Origin of the sequence: Streptomyces sp. G7(2002), from assembly GCF_028870195.1 — a bacterium.
Classification (GTDB): domain Bacteria; phylum Actinomycetota; class Actinomycetes; order Streptomycetales; family Streptomycetaceae; genus Streptomyces; species Streptomyces nigrescens.
In genome coordinates this window covers 306,518-322,137 of sequence record NZ_CP102609.1, presented here as the reverse complement: position 1 = coordinate 322,137, position 15,620 = coordinate 306,518, and the positions used below count along the sequence as shown (strand labels likewise).

The 15,620-nt window shown below is 71.1% G+C and carries 12 protein-coding genes; 5 read left to right on the top strand and 7 right to left on the bottom strand.

The genetic code is table 11. The features are described 5' to 3' along the window. Window positions 1–38: 38 nt before the first annotated feature. From NUT86_RS01395 to NUT86_RS01385, 3 genes are read right to left on the bottom strand one after another with little or no spacing between them, the layout of a single operon-like run. Complete coding sequence (locus tag NUT86_RS01395) at window positions 39–2,138, bottom strand: serine/threonine-protein kinase (RefSeq protein WP_274732805.1); 2,100 nt, start codon at window positions 2,136–2,138, stop codon at window positions 39–41. A gap of 51 nt (window positions 2,139–2,189) precedes the next feature. Then, the gene (locus tag NUT86_RS01390) at window positions 2,190–4,376 is read right to left on the bottom strand and encodes a protein kinase domain-containing protein (protein WP_274732804.1); all 2,187 of its coding nucleotides are present in this window, start codon (window positions 4,374–4,376) and stop codon (window positions 2,190–2,192) included. 4 nt (window positions 4,377–4,380) lie between these two features. After that, a complete protein-coding gene (locus NUT86_RS01385; protein WP_274732802.1) occupies window positions 4,381–5,253 on the bottom strand; it encodes a serine/threonine protein kinase in 873 nt (290 codons plus the stop codon). Window positions 5,254–5,541: 288 nt separating this feature from the next. Between NUT86_RS01385 and ggt the strand changes: the two genes are divergently transcribed. Both ggt and NUT86_RS01375 read left to right on the top strand, forming a co-directional pair. Further along, window positions 5,542–7,386, top strand: coding sequence for a gamma-glutamyltransferase (gene ggt, locus NUT86_RS01380; protein WP_274732801.1), 1,845 nt, complete (start codon window positions 5,542–5,544; stop codon window positions 7,384–7,386). 374 nt (window positions 7,387–7,760) lie between these two features. Beyond that, the gene (locus NUT86_RS01375; protein ID WP_274732799.1) at window positions 7,761–9,035 is read left to right on the top strand and encodes an APC family permease; all 1,275 of its coding nucleotides are present in this window, start codon (window positions 7,761–7,763) and stop codon (window positions 9,033–9,035) included. Window positions 9,036–9,251: 216 nt separating this feature from the next. On the opposite strand, the gene cynS is transcribed toward NUT86_RS01375, so the two are convergent. Continuing rightward, complete coding sequence (gene cynS / locus NUT86_RS01370) at window positions 9,252–9,722, bottom strand: cyanase (protein WP_093635949.1); 471 nt, start codon at window positions 9,720–9,722, stop codon at window positions 9,252–9,254. Between the two features lie 189 nt (window positions 9,723–9,911). After that, window positions 9,912–10,511: a carbonic anhydrase gene (locus tag NUT86_RS01365; RefSeq protein WP_274732796.1), complete on the bottom strand. Its 600-nt coding sequence runs from the start codon at window positions 10,509–10,511 to the stop codon at window positions 9,912–9,914. Between the two features lie 122 nt (window positions 10,512–10,633). Between NUT86_RS01365 and cynR the strand changes: the two genes are divergently transcribed. Together cynR and NUT86_RS01355 are read left to right on the top strand one after the other, a co-directional pair. Further along, a complete protein-coding gene (gene cynR / locus NUT86_RS01360) occupies window positions 10,634–11,578 on the top strand; it encodes a transcriptional regulator CynR (protein ID WP_274732795.1) in 945 nt (314 codons plus the stop codon). A 300-nt stretch (window positions 11,579–11,878) separates the two neighbouring features. Beyond that, a complete protein-coding gene (locus tag NUT86_RS01355) occupies window positions 11,879–12,562 on the top strand; it encodes an isochorismatase family cysteine hydrolase (RefSeq protein WP_274732794.1) in 684 nt (227 codons plus the stop codon). Between the two features lie 126 nt (window positions 12,563–12,688). On the opposite strand, the gene NUT86_RS01350 is transcribed toward NUT86_RS01355, so the two are convergent. Next, complete coding sequence (locus tag NUT86_RS01350; protein WP_274732792.1) at window positions 12,689–13,144, bottom strand: GNAT family N-acetyltransferase; 456 nt, start codon at window positions 13,142–13,144, stop codon at window positions 12,689–12,691. Between the two features lie 592 nt (window positions 13,145–13,736). Between NUT86_RS01350 and NUT86_RS01345 the strand changes: the two genes are divergently transcribed. Further along, a complete protein-coding gene (locus NUT86_RS01345; RefSeq protein ID WP_093635939.1) occupies window positions 13,737–14,735 on the top strand; it encodes a DUF1259 domain-containing protein in 999 nt (332 codons plus the stop codon). A gap of 133 nt (window positions 14,736–14,868) precedes the next feature. Here the strand turns inward: NUT86_RS01345 and NUT86_RS01340 are convergent, their stop codons facing one another. After that, on the bottom strand, window positions 14,869–15,492 hold the full coding sequence (locus NUT86_RS01340; RefSeq protein ID WP_148589187.1) for an SUKH-4 family immunity protein: 624 nt from the start codon (window positions 15,490–15,492) through the stop codon (window positions 14,869–14,871). Window positions 15,493–15,620 lie beyond the last annotated feature (128 nt).

Below are 15,620 nucleotides of genomic sequence, written 5' to 3'. Positions count from 1 at the left end.
GAGGGCTGCCGCCGTCGCGGCCCGGCGGCGGCAGCTCCCTAGTACACCGGCAGCGCCAGCAACGTCGCACGGTTGAGGACGAAGAGGCGATTGGCGCCGGCGGCGATGGAGCGGGACTGGCCGCCGGTGAGGGCGTAGGTCTGGGGCTGGCCCTCCCCGGTGCGTGGCAGGCCGCTCACCCCGGTTTCGTCGCTCTCCACGATCCAGACGCTGTTCCCCTGCACGACCGGGGGCCGCCACGGCGGGGCGACGCCTGCGACGATCATCGGGGCGCCCGCCTGGCTGCCGTCGGCACGCACCGATCGCAGCGCCTCGCAGTCCAGCGCATAGATCACACCGCCGGCCACGGCGGGTGGGCCCCACCCGGCAGTGCCCTGTTTGGGCGGACGCAGTGGGTTGAGGGCCCACAGCTCGTCACCGTCGGCGACCTTCACGGCCGCCAGGCTGTTGCCGCCGAGATAGACGGTGGTGCCGTCGATGGCGGGACGCAGCGGTCCTTCGGCCTGGTCCTTGCGTACCCATGCGCGGGCCCCGTCCTCGGCACGGACCGCGGCCACGTCTCCCGTCTCCGTGCAGAGCACCAGATGGCCGGCGCCGAGGGCCGCGGCGGGGTGGCCGCCCGACAGCGCCAGCGGCGGCCGCCGGGTCCACCGCACCTTCCCGTCGGTCCCCACACAGCGCAGCCGGCCATCGGAGGTCAGCAGGTAGACGGCGTGGGCGTCCGCGGCCAGCAGGGCGCCCACTTCCGCGTCCACCGTCCAGCGGGGGGAGCCGGTGGAAGCCACATAGGTGCGTAGTGTGCCCCCGCCATCGGCGGTGGCCACCAGCCGGTCCCCGACCGACAGATACCCGGCCTCCGCCTTCGCGTCGCCGATCCGCCACCGCTCCCGGCCGTCGGTGACCCGGCGCGCCGCGATGCCGCCCCCGGAGGCAGCGAACACCACCACATCGCGCACCGGCAGCGGAGCCGGCGAGGCGGCGTCGGCCACCTCCTGGAGAGGACCCCACAGAGGTTCCGGGGAGCCCTCGGAGGAGCCGAGCGGCGCGGCCCGTACCTTTGCGGCGGGCGGGATGTCGAAGGGGTCGGACGGGGCGTCAGCACCGTCGCCGCGGCTGAGCCACCAGGCGGTGCCGCCGCCCGCCGCGGCCAGCAGTGCCCCACCGCCGGCGGCCGCTGCCAGCAGCCGCCGCCGGGTGAGGCGGGGGGTGCCGTCGGTCGCGCCGCCCTCGGGGGTGGACGAGGGGCTGGCCGGACGGGCCGTCAGGCGGCGTGCCGCCGCCTCTCGTTGCCGGATCTCCCCGCCCAGCCGACCGGACCTCCACAGCCGTTCGGACTGCCGGGGCGGCGCCGCGGCCTCGACGACCTGATGGGGCAGCGGGCGCGCCGCCGGGTCCTTGGAGAAGCAGGGCATGACGAGGTACCGCAAGCCCTCCGGGACGGCGTCCAGGTCGGGGTTGCCGTGCACGACCTCGTAGAGGACGGCCGTGACCTCGGCGCCGGTGTACACCGTCCGGCCGCCCGCGGCGAAGGCGAGGACGGCGCCGAGGGAGAAGATGTCGGCCGCCGGTCCGACGCGCTTCCCGAGGACCTGTTCCGGTGCGCCGTAGCCGGGGGTGACCGGGATCTGTCCGGTACGGGTGAGGGTCAGACCGTGCTCGGGGCGGGCGATGCCGAAGTCGATCAGTCGGGGGCCGCGCGAGGTGAGGACGACGTTGGGGGGCTTCACATCCCGGTGGACCAGCCCCGTGGCGTGCACGTCCTGGAGCGTGCGGGCCAGTGACCGCGCCAGCTCCCGCACGGCGGCGTCGTCGAGCGGTCCGAAGCGCCCGACGGCGTCGTCCAGCGTGGGGCCGGCCAGGAACTCCGTGGCGATCCACGGCCTGCCGCCCTCCAGTTCGGCGGCCAGCACGCGCGCCACGCCCTCGCTGGTCACCGCCTGCGCGGTCCGCGCCTCCCGGAGGAAACGCTCGGCCAGGTGCCCGTCGTGGGCGAGTTCCGGCAGCAGGACCTTCACCGCGGCGGGGCCTCCGGAGGCGTCCGCTCCGAAGTACACCTTGCCCATTCCGCCCTCGCCGAGGACGCCGTGGAGGCGGTAGGGGCCCAGGCGCAGCGGATCTCCCTGGCCGAGGGGTTTCACGTCGGTCGTCTCCTGGATCGGGAACGGAACGGAGCGGGGCGGTGTGGGGCGTCAGGCGAGCGGGAGGGCGACGGTCCGCTTCTCCTGGCGGACGTACAGCCGGCCGCCCTCGGCGTCGGCGGTCAGGACGAGGGGCTCGGTCTCGTACGTCCAGACGGCCTGCCGGGCGCGCAGGTCGATGGCGCGGAGGCCCTTGTCGTCGGCGCAGTACGCATACCGCTTCCCGATCGCCGGGGCCACGTCCCGGGTGTTCTTCCTGCCGGACAGCCCCTTCTCTTGCCAGTTCAGCGTGCCGGAGACGGCGTCCACGGCGATCAGCCCCCGGTCGGCCTCGGCGCAGTAGACGACTCCGTCGTGGACGACGGGCGCGCCGTACCGCCGTTCCTCGCCCGCGCTGTCGCCGACATCGCGCCCGGTCCCGAAGAGCCACTCCAGCTCGCCGTCGGACAGCCGGCGGGCGGTGAGGTGCTCGGCGCCCAGGTAGAGGTTCCGGGCGTCGGTGACCAGACGGGACGGTGGGGCGCCCTCGAACGTCTCGGAGACCTCCCACAGTTGGCGGCCGTGGGCCTTGTCGTACGCGGAGAGGCGGATGAACTTCGAGTCCCGCCTCGGGCTGCCGCACAGCACCAGCCGGGACCCCACGACGGTGCCGCACAGCGCGGGCGGGAGGCCTTCGGCCTGCGGCCCTTCCACCTGCCTGCGCCAGCGCTCCTTGCCCGAGTCCAGATCGGCCGCGACCAGGTACCAGCGCTTGCCGGAGGCGGTGCGGGCCACCAGGTACGCGATGCCGTCGGCCACGCACAGCAGCTGGTTGAACTGCTCCTTGCCGGCGAACGAGGAGAGTTCCACCAGGGGCTTGCCCAGTTCGCTGTTGGTCTGCGACACCTCGCACACCGCCGGCGACGCCGCTTTCTCCTTGTGGCCCCGCAGGGCGTACACCCGGGTGCCCTCGGTGGCCGACCGCCAGGGCTCGGCGACGTTCGCCTGCCAAGTGGTCTTGCCCGACTCGGCGTTGATGCCGCACAGCACGATCCCCGCGCGCATGGCCAGGTTCCGGCCCACCCTCATCACCTCGCCCCCGAAGTCCGGGCACCACATGGCGGCGCTCCACATCTGCGTCGGAGGCTTCAGCCGGTCGACGGCGTCCTTCTTCTTGGCGCCGCCCCCTTCGTCCCCGGAGCCGCCGAGCAGGGCCCAGCCCCCGCCGCCGAGGACGCCGCCGCCCAGGAGGGCGCCCCCGGCCACGTACAGCAGCCGCCGCCGCGAGACGCCCGGTGAGGGGGCGGCGGCCTCGGCCAGCGGCGCCTCGGCGGGCACCGGCGGCGGCAAGCGGTGCGGCGGCTCGCGCCACACCTCGTCGCTGCGCCGGGAGATCTCCCGCAGCACCGCGTCGGGCAGCAGGTCCGCGAAGCCGCCGCGGTCGACCGGGGCGCCCCCGGCACCGCCCAGCGCGGTACAGAGCTCGGTGGTGGACGGGCGGTGCGCGGGATCCTTGCCCAGGCAACGGACGAGCAGAGGCCGCAGCGACTCGGGAACCCCGCCGAGGTCCGGTTCGCCGAACCGCACGCGGTACAGCAGGTCGCCCGGGGCCCCGCCGCCGAACGGGCCCAGGCCGGTGGCGGCGAAGACCAGCACCCCGGCCAGGGCGAACACATCGCCCGCCGCCGCGTGTTCCAGACCCGCCGCCTGCTCGGGCGACATGAACGCCGGTGTTCCCACGGCACTGCCGACGCTCGTCAGATGTTCGTCGCCGAAGGCCCGGGCGATGCCGAAGTCGATGATCCGCGGGCCCTGCGCCGTCACCAGGATGTTGGACGGCTTCAGGTCGCGGTGCACCACCTCCGAACGGTGCAGCTGCTCCAGCCCGGTGGCGAGGGACGCGCCCAGGGCGCGCACGGCCGGCTCCGGCAGCGGCCCGCCCGCCTCGACGGCCGTGTCCAGCGGCGGGCCGAGGACGTACTCCGTGGCCAGCCACGGGACCGGTGCCTGGGGGTCGGCGTCGACGACCGCGGCACCGTGACCGGAGCCGATGACGCGTGCCGCGTCCGTCTCCAGCCGGAAGCGGGTGCGCAGCGTGGTGTCCGCGGCGAGACGGGTGTGCAGCGTCTTCACCGCGACCGTGCGCCCGCCCGTCGAACGGGCCAGGTAGACCGTGCCCATGCCGCCTCCGCCGAGGCGGGCGAGGATCCGGAACGGCCCGACGGTGTGCGGGTCGTCGTGCAGAAGTGGGGAGATCATGACATCAGTGCCCTTGCGTGGGGAGAGCGGTGGCGAGGACCTCCGCCGACTGACGGGACAACGCCTCGACGACACGGCCGGGCAGCGACACCGGTTCCGTGGCTCCGGTCAGCGCGCCGTACGCCGCACCCGGCAGCAACTCCGCCAGCACCCTTGCCGGTTCGGGCCGGCCCTCCGGGTCGCGCGAGCGGCACGCTGTGACGATGTCGCGCAGGCCGGCGGGGATCTCCTGCCGCTCGGGCACGGTGTGTCCGGTCGCCGCGTACGCCAGCACGGCACCCAGGGCGTAGACGTCGCCGGCCCGGTCCACCGGGCCGCCCGCCGCCAGTTCGGGAGCGAGACAGCCGGTATCCAGCCCGCTTTCCGGCGTGGGGGAGGCCCCTGCCACCGGGTTCGCGCGGGTCGCGCCGAAGCAGCTCAGGAGCGGTCCGCAGGCGGTCAGTAGCACGCCCGCCGGGCAGACGCCACCGTGCACGATGCCCAGGACATGGGCCGAGGCCAGGGCCTCGGCCAGTGTGCCGCCGAGCGTGCGGACCAGCGGTTCCGGCAGTGGACCGCCGTGCGCGGCCAGGACGGCCGGCAGCGGCAGCGCCGGCCGATAGGGGGAGGAGTACCAGGGGAAGGCCGGCGTCCCCCCGAGCCGGCCGACCGGCCAGAAACCGGGCTGGGTCAGCCGGGCCGCCTGCTGCGCCTCGGCCGCGCACCGCGCCGGATCCACGCCGGGGGGCGGCAGACACGCCAGTACGGTGTGCCCGCCGTCAGCACTGCGGGCCAGATAGCGGCGTTCGGGAACGCCCCGGCTTCCGTCGGCGTCGAGACGCGCCAACGACACAAATTCCCCGATCCGCGCAGGATCGTCCTGCCGCAGCCTTTCCACCCTGCTTCTCCCCCGTCAGGCTCGTGACGGACGTGAGCCTATATACGGCGGGGACACGGGCGGGAAGGGGGGACCGCATTCGGGGCGACGGACACCTACTGGCGCCCGTAGTGCGCGTTTTTTACCCGAATGGCGAGCCGGTGTACTGACGTCTCGGGTCCGCTGGGGTTACTGGACGGAAACCTCAGATCTCGCGAAAACCTTGCAGCTCCTCGTTGAACCGCTGATCGAGCGGTGCCAGGGTTTCGGAATTCGCTCCCAACCACACAGTGAAGAGCTGGAGGCCATATGGCTGTCCGTCGTGCCGCTGTCGCCGCCGCGTCTGCGGCTACGCTCAGTCTTTCCCTGCTGGCCACCTCCTGCAGCGTCAACGACGCCGCGTCCGCCGCCGAATCCAAGGCCCACCCGCCCGCGAAGAAGGCCGTGGCCACCGGTAGCGGCGGCGCGGTGTCCAGCGTCAATCCCTACGCCTCCCGGGCCGGGATCGAGGTGCTGCGCAAGGGAGGCAACGCCGTGGACGCGGCGGTGGCAACTGCCGCCGCGCTCGGCGTGGTCGAGCCGTACTCCGCGGGAGTGGGGGGCGGCGGCTACATGGTCTACTACGACGCCAAGGCCAAGAAGGTGCGCACCATCGACGGCCGGGAGACCGCGCCGCGCCGCATGCGCTCGGACTCCTTCCTCGATCCCGCGACCGGCAAGCCCCTCCCCTCCGAGGAGGCGATCAACTCGGGCCTGTCGGTCGGCGTCCCGGGGACGCCGGCGACGTGGGACAAGGCGCTCAAGGACTGGGGCACGCTCTCACTGGCGAAGGCCCTGCGCCCGGCCACCCGGGTCGCCCGCGACGGCTTCGTGGTCAACGACGAGTTCCGGGCGCAGACGGCCATGAACGAGAAGCGCTTCCGCGACTTCAAGTCCACCACCAAGCTCTTCCTGCCCAAGGGCAAACTCCCGGTGGTCGGTTCGCGCTTCCGCAATCCCGATCTCGCCCGGACCTATCGGCAGCTCGCCCGTGAAGGCGTCGACGCGCTCTACCACGGGCAGGTCGGGCGCGATGTGGTGCGGACCGTCCAGAAGCCGCCGATGGCTCCCGGTTCCGCGCACAAGGCCCGCCCCGGCCTGATGAAGGCGAAAGATCTCGCCGAATACAAGCCCGTACGCAGGGATCCGACCCGGACCACGTACCACGGGCTGGACGTCTACTCCATGGCACCGTCCTCGTCCGGCGGCACCACGGTGGGTGAGGCGCTGAACATCCTGGAGAACTTCCACCTCTCGAAGGCCGACAAGACCCAGGCGCTGCACCACTACCTGGAGGCCAGCCGGATCTCCTTCGCCGACCGCAACCGGTGGGTGGGTGACCCGAAGTTCTCGGATGTGCCCACCAAGCCGCTGCTCTCCAAGGAATTCGCCAAGGACCGGGCCTGTCTGATCCGTGCCGACAAGGCGCTGACCAGCCCGCTGGCGCCCGCCGACCCGCGCCACCCGGGCTCGGGCTGCGAGCGCAAGACCGGCAGCAAGCAGCCGCACGAAGGGCCCTCGACCACTCACCTGGTGACCGCGGACCGCTGGGGCAATGTCGTCTCCTACACCCTGACGATCGAGCAGACCGGTGGCTCGGCCATCACCGTGCCCGGACGCGGATTCCTGCTCAACAACGAGCTGACGGACTTCGATTTCGCCCCCCTCACCAAGGGGACACCGGACCCGAACCTGCCGGGCCCCGGCAAGCGCCCGCGCAGCAGCATGTCTCCCACGATCGTCCTGCGGGACGGCAAGCCGATGATCGCGGTCGGTTCGCCGGGCGGCGCCACGATCATCACCACCGTGCTGCAGACCCTGGTCAACCGTCTGGATCTCGGCATGCCGCTCCCCGCGGCGGTCGCCGCACCACGTCTCTCCCAGCGGAACCAGACCGCCACGGAGGCCGAACCGGCCTTCCTCGCCTCTCCCGAACGGAAGAAACTGGACGCCATGGGCCACCGGTTCGTCCTCGCCCCGAAGGCCTTCACTCCGTCACCGGAGATCGGGGCGGTGGCCGCCCTGGAGTTCCTGCCGCACGGCAAGGTCTCGGCGGTGGCCGAACCCAGGCGCCGCGGCGGCGGATCGGCCATGGTGCTCAACGAATCCCGCTGAGGCCGGCCTGTGGAGCCCACTCTGTGAAGTCGGCCTCTAAAGCAGGCCCTCTGAAGCAGGCCCCCTAAAGCAGGTCCAATGAAGTGGGGCCTGTGAAGTTGGCCCCGTGACGACCGATCCCCCTCCAGGGCGCGCCCGGAGGGGGATCGGTCGTCACGGGGGCAGGTGGAGACCTCACCCGGCGGCCGGTGCGACGGAGTGGGTGTGCGAGCGTGCGGGAGTGCGGGCGTGCTCCGGCGCCTTCGGACCAGCCCTTCCTTCGCCGTTCGTACCAGCCCTTCCCTCGCCGTTCGTGGCCGTTCTCCGGAAGCGCCATGTGGGTCGTATACGGTGCGCCGGGTTCGGTGTCTGTAGTGCGGCTGGTGGAGAGTGCGATGGCTGGATCGGTGGGATCAGTGGGCCCGGGGGAGCTGCAACGGCGGCTGGGAGTGACCGACGCTGTGGTGGTCGGCCTGGGGGCGATGATCGGCGCGGGGATCTTCGCGGCCCTCGCCCCTGCCGCCGCCGCGGCGGGCTCCGGACTGCTGGTGGGTCTGGCGCTCGCGGCGGTGGTCGCCTTCTGCAACGCCACCTCCTCGGCCCGGCTCGCTGCCCGGTACCCGGCCTCCGGCGGCACCTACGTCTACGGCCGCGAACGGCTCGGGGACTTCTGGGGGTACCTGGCGGGCTGGGGATTCATCGTCGGCAAATCCGCCTCGTGCGCCGCGATGGCCCTGACCGTCGGCTCGTACGTCTGGCCCGGCCAGGCTCATGCGGTCGCCGTCGCGGCGGTGGTGGCGCTGACCGCCGTGAACTACGCCGGCGTGCAGAAGTCCGCCTGGCTCACCCGGACGATCGTGGCCGTCGTCCTCGCCGTCCTCACCGCCGTGGTGTGCACCGCCCTCACCTCCGGCCAAGCGGACACCGTAAGGCTGGACATTGGTGACGACACCTCGTTCACCGGCGTGCTCCAGGCAGCGGGCCTGCTGTTCTTCGCCTTCGCCGGATACGCACGCATCGCCACCCTCGGCGAGGAGGTCCGGGACCCCGGCCGGACCATTCCCCGCGCCATCCCGCTCGCTCTGGGGATCACACTGGTCGCCTACGCGGCCGTCGCCGTCGCCGCCCTGGTGGTTCTGGGCCCGCGGCAGTTGGCGGAGGCGACGGCGCCGCTGTCGGACGCCGTCCGGGCCGCCGGCGCCGATTGGCTGGCACCGGTCGTACGCGCCGGCGCCGCCCTCGCCGCCCTCGGCTCTCTTCTCGCGCTGATCCTAGGCGTCTCCCGCACCACCCTGGCCATGGCCCGCGACCGGCATCTGCCGCACGTCCTGGCGGCGGTGCATCCGAAGTTCAAGGTGCCTCATCGCGCGGAGCTCGTCGTCGGCGCCGCCGTGGCCGCGCTTGCGGCGACGGCGGATGTGCGCGGGGCGATCGGGTTCTCCTCCTTCGGCGTGCTGGCTTACTACGCCATCGCCAACGCCTCCGCCTGGACACTGGCGCCCGCCGAAGGCGGCCCGCCGCGGATCATCCCGGTGACCGGACTGGTCGGCTGCCTCGTCCTGGCGTTCTCCCTGCCGCTGACCTCAGTGCTCTCGGGCGCCGCGGTCCTGGTATGCGGTGCCGCCGCGTACGGGGTGCGGCGCACGCTCTCCCCCCGCAGGACACCGTAGGCGGGTGCTCCTATGCCGCCGCTCCTACGTCGCAGTCCTCGGCGGGGAAGTCCACGAAGGCCCGTCTGCGGAGGCCGGTTGAGACCGGCGACGAGGCGAAGGGAACGGGGGCGGGCCGGGGGCGGGGCGGGGGCGGGCCATGGCGGACCGGCCCGGCCGGCGACGTCGTCGTCGTGGTCAGCAACGGCCCGCCCCGCACCCTCTCGTCGGACCGGATCAGAAAGGCTTGGTCGGCAGGTACTTGCCGTCCAAGGTGATCACCGCACGGTCGCCGCCCTCGGGGTCGGCCACCTTCTGCACATCCAGTTTGAAGTTGATCGCGCTGATGATGCCGTCGCCGAACTGCTCGTGGACCAGGGCCTTGAGGGTGGTGCCGTAGACCTGGAGCATTTCGTAAAAGCGGTAGATGGTCGGGTCGGTAGGGATGCCGCCGTCGATGGAGCCGCGGGTCGGGATGGTCTGCAGCAGCGTCGCGGCGTTGTCGTCCAGCCCGAGGAGCTCGGCGACGGCCCCGGCGGCGGCCTCGGGCAGGGGGTGCTGGCCGAGCACGGCGGCGGTGACGAAGGCGGTCGACAGTCCGGCGGCGTCAGCGATCTGCTGCCAGGACAGGTCCTTGCGCACCTTCGCCTCGACGGCGGTGACGGCTAGGGCCTGGCGGGCGGCGGGGTCGAACTGGGCGTGGATCATACGAGGTGTTCCCTTCGGTGTGCGGTGTGCGGTGTGCGGTGTGCGGTGTGCGGTGTGTGCCGTTCGCCGGGCAGGGGAGAACGGAGGGATCTGGGGTGGTGGCCCCGGACGGTGGAGCCGGGGCGGTGGTTCCGGAACTCGGGTCCCGGGTGTCGAACGGTGGCCCGGGGACGAGGCGATGGGGCGTGCTCAGGCCGCGGGGGCGGCCGGGCTGCCGACGGGGGCGAGTTCTTCGACGGCGCCGGTGGGGATGTCGTAGACCCAGCCGTGCAGCGTGAGCCGGTTCGCGGCGCGGGCCACCGAGGGGTGGGTGGCGAGGTTCGCCAGCTGGGCGAGCACGTTGTGGCGCACCAGGGCGTCCACGGTCGGTGCGCTGCCCGCACCTGCGGCGGCGCGTGCCCGGGAGGCATCCGCGTGGCGGAGCCAGTCGGCGATCGCCGGCGTGGACGTGAGGTCATGGCTCTCGGCGAGGGCGGTCATGGCGCCGCAGGCGGAGTGCCCGCACACGACGATGTCGGACACGCCCAGCACGGCGACGGCGTACTCGATGCCGGCCGCCACTCCGTCCGGGCCGGGGGCGTAGGGCGGAACCAGGTTGCCGGCGGTGCGGATGACGAACAGCTCACCCGGCTCGCTGCCGGTGATCAGTTCCGGCACCACGCGGGCGTCGGAGCAGCTGATGAACAGCGTGTCCGGCCGGTGACTGGCGGCCAGGCCGGCGAAGAGCTCCGCTTTGGCCGGGAAGACGTGCTGCTGGAAACGCTTCACGCCCGCTGCGAGATGGTGCATGGGTCACTCCCTTCGGTGCGTCGGCCCGGTGTGGCTGACGAGATCCACCCTGCATGGGCTGCATCTATAGAGTCCAAGACTTGCTACCGATGATTCCTATTGCTGACATCTATAGTTGTCCCATGTCGTCCCTGGAGCTGCGTCATCTGCGCTATCTGCTCGCCGTCGCCGACCACGGCAACTTCACCCGTGCCGCCGAGGCCCTGCACATCTCCCAGCCCACCCTTTCCCAGCAGATCAAGCAGCTGGAGCGCACCGTGGGCGCCCAGCTCCTGGACCGCACCGGACGTACCGTGCGACTCACCGACGCGGGGGAGACGTATGTGCACCACGCCCGCCGCGCCCTGCGGGAGCTGGCGGCGGCCGAGCGTGCCGTCCTGGACGTGGCCGACCTCTCCCGCGGCCACCTGCGCCTGGCCCTCACCCCCACCTTCACCGCCTACCTCATCGGGCCCCTGGTGGCGGAACTCCACTCCTGCCATCCCCACATCACCCTGAACGTCCGGGAGATGCCGCAGGATCACATCGAATCCGGTCTGCTGGCCGACGAAATCGACCTGGGCATCGCCTTCCACGGCCCCCACCTGCCCGGCATCACCGCGACCGCCCTCTTCACCGAAACCCTCAGCCTCGTCACCGGCGCCCGCCGGCCCGACAGCCGCGAGGAACCGCTGCCCGTCGAGCGCCAGACGGACGGCGGTACGGAACCACTGTCCGTACGTGACCTGACGGGCCACCAACTTGCCCTGCTCAGCGGCGACTTCGCCACCCGCTCCCATATCGACGCCTATTTCGCCGCCCATCAGGTGCAGCCGCGCATCGCGGTGGAGGCCAACTCCCTTCAGGCGTTGACCGAATTCGTCCAGCGCACCGGGCTGGCCACCGTCTTGCCGGACGCCATCGCCGACGACCACCCCCACCTCGAAACGGTCCCCCTGGAGCCGGCCCTGCCGCCCCGCACCGTCACTCTGCTACGCAGGGAAAACGCCTACCAAAGCGCCGCCAGCCGCGCCTTCACGATCCTCACCCAGCAACTCGTCCGCACTCGCGGCTATACCCCCGCCTGAGGAATCGCCGTCTGAGGAACCGCCGCTTGCGTAAGGGCCGCCCCGCGGAATCGCTCCCCACCTCACCGGATAGACCTGCTTCCGAGTGGGGAGCTAAAAGGCGGCATACAGCTGGACCAGGACACAGCTGGACCAGGGGAGGGGCTGGAAGGCGGGGGGAGGTGCTGCTGGTGGCGTGAGCAGTGGCGGTTGCCATGGTCGTCGTCACGGGCCTGCTACGCGTCAGGCGACGCGAAGCGCAGGGATCCCTCGGCCCCCACCGCGAGCTCCACCCGGACCACGACTGACAGGAGCACCGCCGTGCGGAACCCCCAGCCACTCCTCCATGCCTGGCAGCTCGACGACCGGGAATACCGGCGCCAGGAGGAGCGCCGCGGCCGCCGCTTCGCCTACACGAGCTTCGATCCCACCCGCACGGCGCTGGTCGTGGTCGACATGGTGCCGTTCTTCGTCGACGCCAACCCCTACGCCCGTGGCATCGTCCCGAACATCCAGCACCTCGCCGACCGCCTTCGCACCGCCGGCGGAACCGTCGCCTGGATCCTGCCGGCCCGCACCGAACGCACCCCGGTCGGCGACGAGTTCCACGGCTCCGAAGCGGCCGAGATGTTCCGCAACTCCGGCGGCACCGGCCCGCTCCCCGGCCGGCTGTGGCACGGCTTCACCCTCGGCGCCGACGACATGCTCGTCGAGAAGTCCGCGCCCAGCGCCTTCTTCCCGGGCCGCTGCCCGCTCCCCGAACGCCTGCAGGAGCGCGGGATCGACACCGTCCTGATCACCGGCACGGTCACCAACGTGTGCTGCGAGTCCTCAGCCCGCGACGCCTGCACGCTCGGCTACCGGGTCGTCATGATCGCGGATGCCAACGCCACCGGCCGCGACTGCGACCACAACGCCACCCTGCGCACCATCTACCGGTCCTTCGGCGACGTACGGCCCACAGCGGACGTACTGGCCATGATTGAGGAACAGACACCAGCGTGAGGCACCTGCGACGCAGCCCCAACTTCTCTGGTACTTCTCTGGTACTTCTCTGATCGGCGCACAGCTTGTGGCTGTGGCCGGCGGCGGAACCTTGATGATGTACGCGTCCGCCCGGGTCGACTCGGCTCAGAGCGCCCTTGTCATGAACGTACTGTTCGGGTCGGGCCGATAGTCCGCGAAGGGGTCGCAGTAATGGAACCCGAACTTCTCGTACAGCCTTCGGGCGGGCAGGAAGAATTCAGCGGCGCCGGTCTCCAAGCTCAGCCGTGCGAACCCCATGCGTTGAGCCTCGGCAATGATGTGCTCCAGCAGCTGTGAGGCGATTCCACTCCTCTGCCGTGTCGGCCTGGTACGCATCGACTTCAGCTCCGCGTGGCCCCCGTCCAGTCTCTTGATCGCGCCGCAGCCCACCAGAGCGCCATCGTCCGAGGCCGACCAGAACGTTATGTCGGGCTTCCGAAGGCTGTCGAGGTCCAGGGCGTGCTTGCTCTCCAACGGCGTAAGGGACCGCATTTGCTGGACGTGTTCGTCGAGAAACCTGGCGATCTCCGGACCGGATAGGTCGTCCACCACGATCTTCAACGTGCTCACCTTTCTCCGACTCCCGTTCTTGCGGGGTGCCGGTCAGTCGGCTGTCGGCTCTCGGCTTTTGGATCGCGGCTGTCGGATGTGCGTGCTGATGGGCTGACGTGCTGCGCAACGACACTATGTTGATCTTGACGGCCAAACCAGAGCTTTGGCTCGTCGCGGTGGGCAACACCGGCGTAGGCCTTGACGATGCCGCCAGGCACACCGTCGCGTTCCGGACGGCCGCCGAACGACGGTCCTGAGGTCCGGTGCAGGGGCACTGGCCCATCACCACCACGCGCTGGGCAACGGCCGGCCACGGGCCGATGCCGGGGTCGAGTTGGAATCGTCCAGCCGGACTGGCGCACGGTCAGAGTGCAAAACCAGCACCTGTTCAGCGGCTTCGCGAGTTTCCGGGGTGGTTGAGGGCGAGTGCAAAGGAGTGTTGTACGGCGTGCCGCCTTGCCAGCCTTGGCTCAAGGACCGCGTCGGCGTCATAGGCAGGGCCGAGGGCTGATTGCTTAGCCCACCTGGCCTCATGGGGTGGCGGGGCGGGCAGCGACTCCGCTCTGACGTGCTTCCATCTCGTCATGGAGGTGCTCACGTGATGGCAGCAGACTCACAGCAAGACAGCTATCCGCATACGGGTGCGCCGCGGCGGCGTGTACTGGCCGCGGCTGCCCTGACTCCGATGCTGGCCGGTGCCGCAGCCCCCGCTCGTGCCCTGTCCACCAGGGCGGACGAGGCGAAGAGCCGCAGGCTGGTCGAGCCGGTCCGCACTGCCTTGTCGGACTGGGAGGAGGTGGCCAACGCGCTCGGGCGAAAAGGCGATATGAAGCGCAACTTGATGTATCACACTGCGCTTCCGCGCCATGACCTGCGGGTGCGCTCCCACCGCATCGGCGTCAAACCGGCACTCGCTCTCGGCTCGCATTTCTCCTTCGTCCGGTACACCGACAAGAGCACGCTGTTGATGGGTGACGTGGTGGTCACCGAGCAGGAAATGCAGCCGTTCATCGACGTCCTGCACAAGCACAAGATCGGGCAGACCGCGATCCACAAGCATCTGCTCTCCCAGACTCCCGACATCTGGTGGATCCACGTCCATGCACACGGTCATCACCCGGTGGCCCTGGCGCGCGGCCTGCGCGCGGCGTTCGACCGCACCGGCACCCCGCCCCCGCGGCCGCCGTCCCGGCGGAAGTCCGTCGACCTGGACACCGCCGGCATCGATGCCGCACTGGGCGTCAAAGGATCCGTCGACGACGGCATCTACAAGTCCATCTTCGTCCGCCGTGAGACCATCACCGATGGTCACCTGGTACTGCCTGCGGGCCTGGGATCGACCAGCGCGTTCAACTTCCAGCCGCTGGGCGACGGCCGGGCCGCGATCAGCGGCGACTGCGCCATGATCGCCAGCGAGGTGCAAGACGTCCTGGTGGCGCTGCGGTGTGCCGGGGCCGAGCTCGTCGAACTGCACAACCACGGCTTGACGGACGAACCTCGCCTGTTTTTCGTCCACTTCTGGGCCGTGGGTGACGGCGTCAGACTCGCCCGAGCCCTGCGCCCCGCGGTGGACGCCACCAACGTCGTACCGGTCGGCTGACCCCGCGCGGGCAGCGGGGCCGCCCCCGTGGACCATCTCAGTGCTCCCCCTCGGCACGCCTCACCGACAGGTCCACCCTCAGCGCCCGCCCTCTTCCCAGAGGGCCTGCCGATGCCCGATGCCGCGCTTTGCCTCAAGAGTCTGGCGCCATCTCCTCGGCCAGTTCGTACTCTTCTTCCAGCGCTTCGGTGACCTTCTCCCACAAGGTGGACTCCACGAGCGGGTCCAGCTTTCCGATCGCCGTGCGGAACTCCGCCAGCGCGCTCAGCGGCTCCGGCCCCTCGAAGCGCTGAGCGAACTGCGCGGCCAGTCCCAGGGCGCCCGCCAGCGTCTGGAGGGAGGAGTGTGCCTCGCCCGCATAGCCCGCCGCGTGGTCCCAGCCGTTGGGGTCGTACAGATCGACGCATCCCACCTCGCCGTCCACCATCAGGGAGAACTCCTGGCACTGGCCGAACTCGAACGCGTACTTCGTGGGCGGTGAGTCGTCGTCCGGGGTCCGTTCGCCGAACAGTTCGTCCGGATCTTCCGCCCACGGGCCCTCGGTCTTCAGTCTGCTCGAGTCGAAGTCGACGAATTCGAGAAACCCGTCGATCCGTACCGAGGGGAAGCCGACCGTGGTGAGGAACTTCCGTGTCCCCTCGTGCTCCAGCCGTTCGGGCAGATCCGCCTCTGCAGGACGCCACAGCGACCCCACTCCGAAACAGGACTCCAGCCACTCCGCCGTGGGGTTCTGGGCCGCCGCCATCAACTCATCCATGCTCACGTGGTCTCCCTGACCGTTCTGCTGATGTGTGACACCCACAGTGAACCTCAGGGCACTGACAGCCGGGCCTGACGGGCCCCTCCTCACCGTCCGCCCAATGTGCAACGTCTTGGGTGACCTGA

What these genes read in the sequence shown, in the direction of transcription:
- NUT86_RS01390 (WP_274732804.1), bottom strand. Translation starts at nt 4,376, where the DNA reads ATGATCTCCCCACTTCTGCACGACGACCCGCACACCGTCGGGCCGTTC.
- ggt (WP_274732801.1), top strand. Translation starts at nt 5,542, where the DNA reads ATGGCTGTCCGTCGTGCCGCTGTCGCCGCCGCGTCTGCGGCTACGCTC.
- NUT86_RS01375 (WP_274732799.1), top strand. Translation starts at nt 7,761, where the DNA reads ATGGCTGGATCGGTGGGATCAGTGGGCCCGGGGGAGCTGCAACGGCGG.
- cynS (WP_093635949.1), bottom strand. Translation starts at nt 9,722, where the DNA reads ATGATCCACGCCCAGTTCGACCCCGCCGCCCGCCAGGCCCTAGCCGTC.
- NUT86_RS01365 (WP_274732796.1), bottom strand. Translation starts at nt 10,511, where the DNA reads ATGCACCATCTCGCAGCGGGCGTGAAGCGTTTCCAGCAGCACGTCTTC.
- cynR (WP_274732795.1), top strand. Translation starts at nt 10,634, where the DNA reads ATGTCGTCCCTGGAGCTGCGTCATCTGCGCTATCTGCTCGCCGTCGCC.
- NUT86_RS01345 (WP_093635939.1), top strand. Translation starts at nt 13,737, where the DNA reads ATGGCAGCAGACTCACAGCAAGACAGCTATCCGCATACGGGTGCGCCG.
- NUT86_RS01340 (WP_148589187.1), bottom strand. Translation starts at nt 15,492, where the DNA reads ATGGATGAGTTGATGGCGGCGGCCCAGAACCCCACGGCGGAGTGGCTG.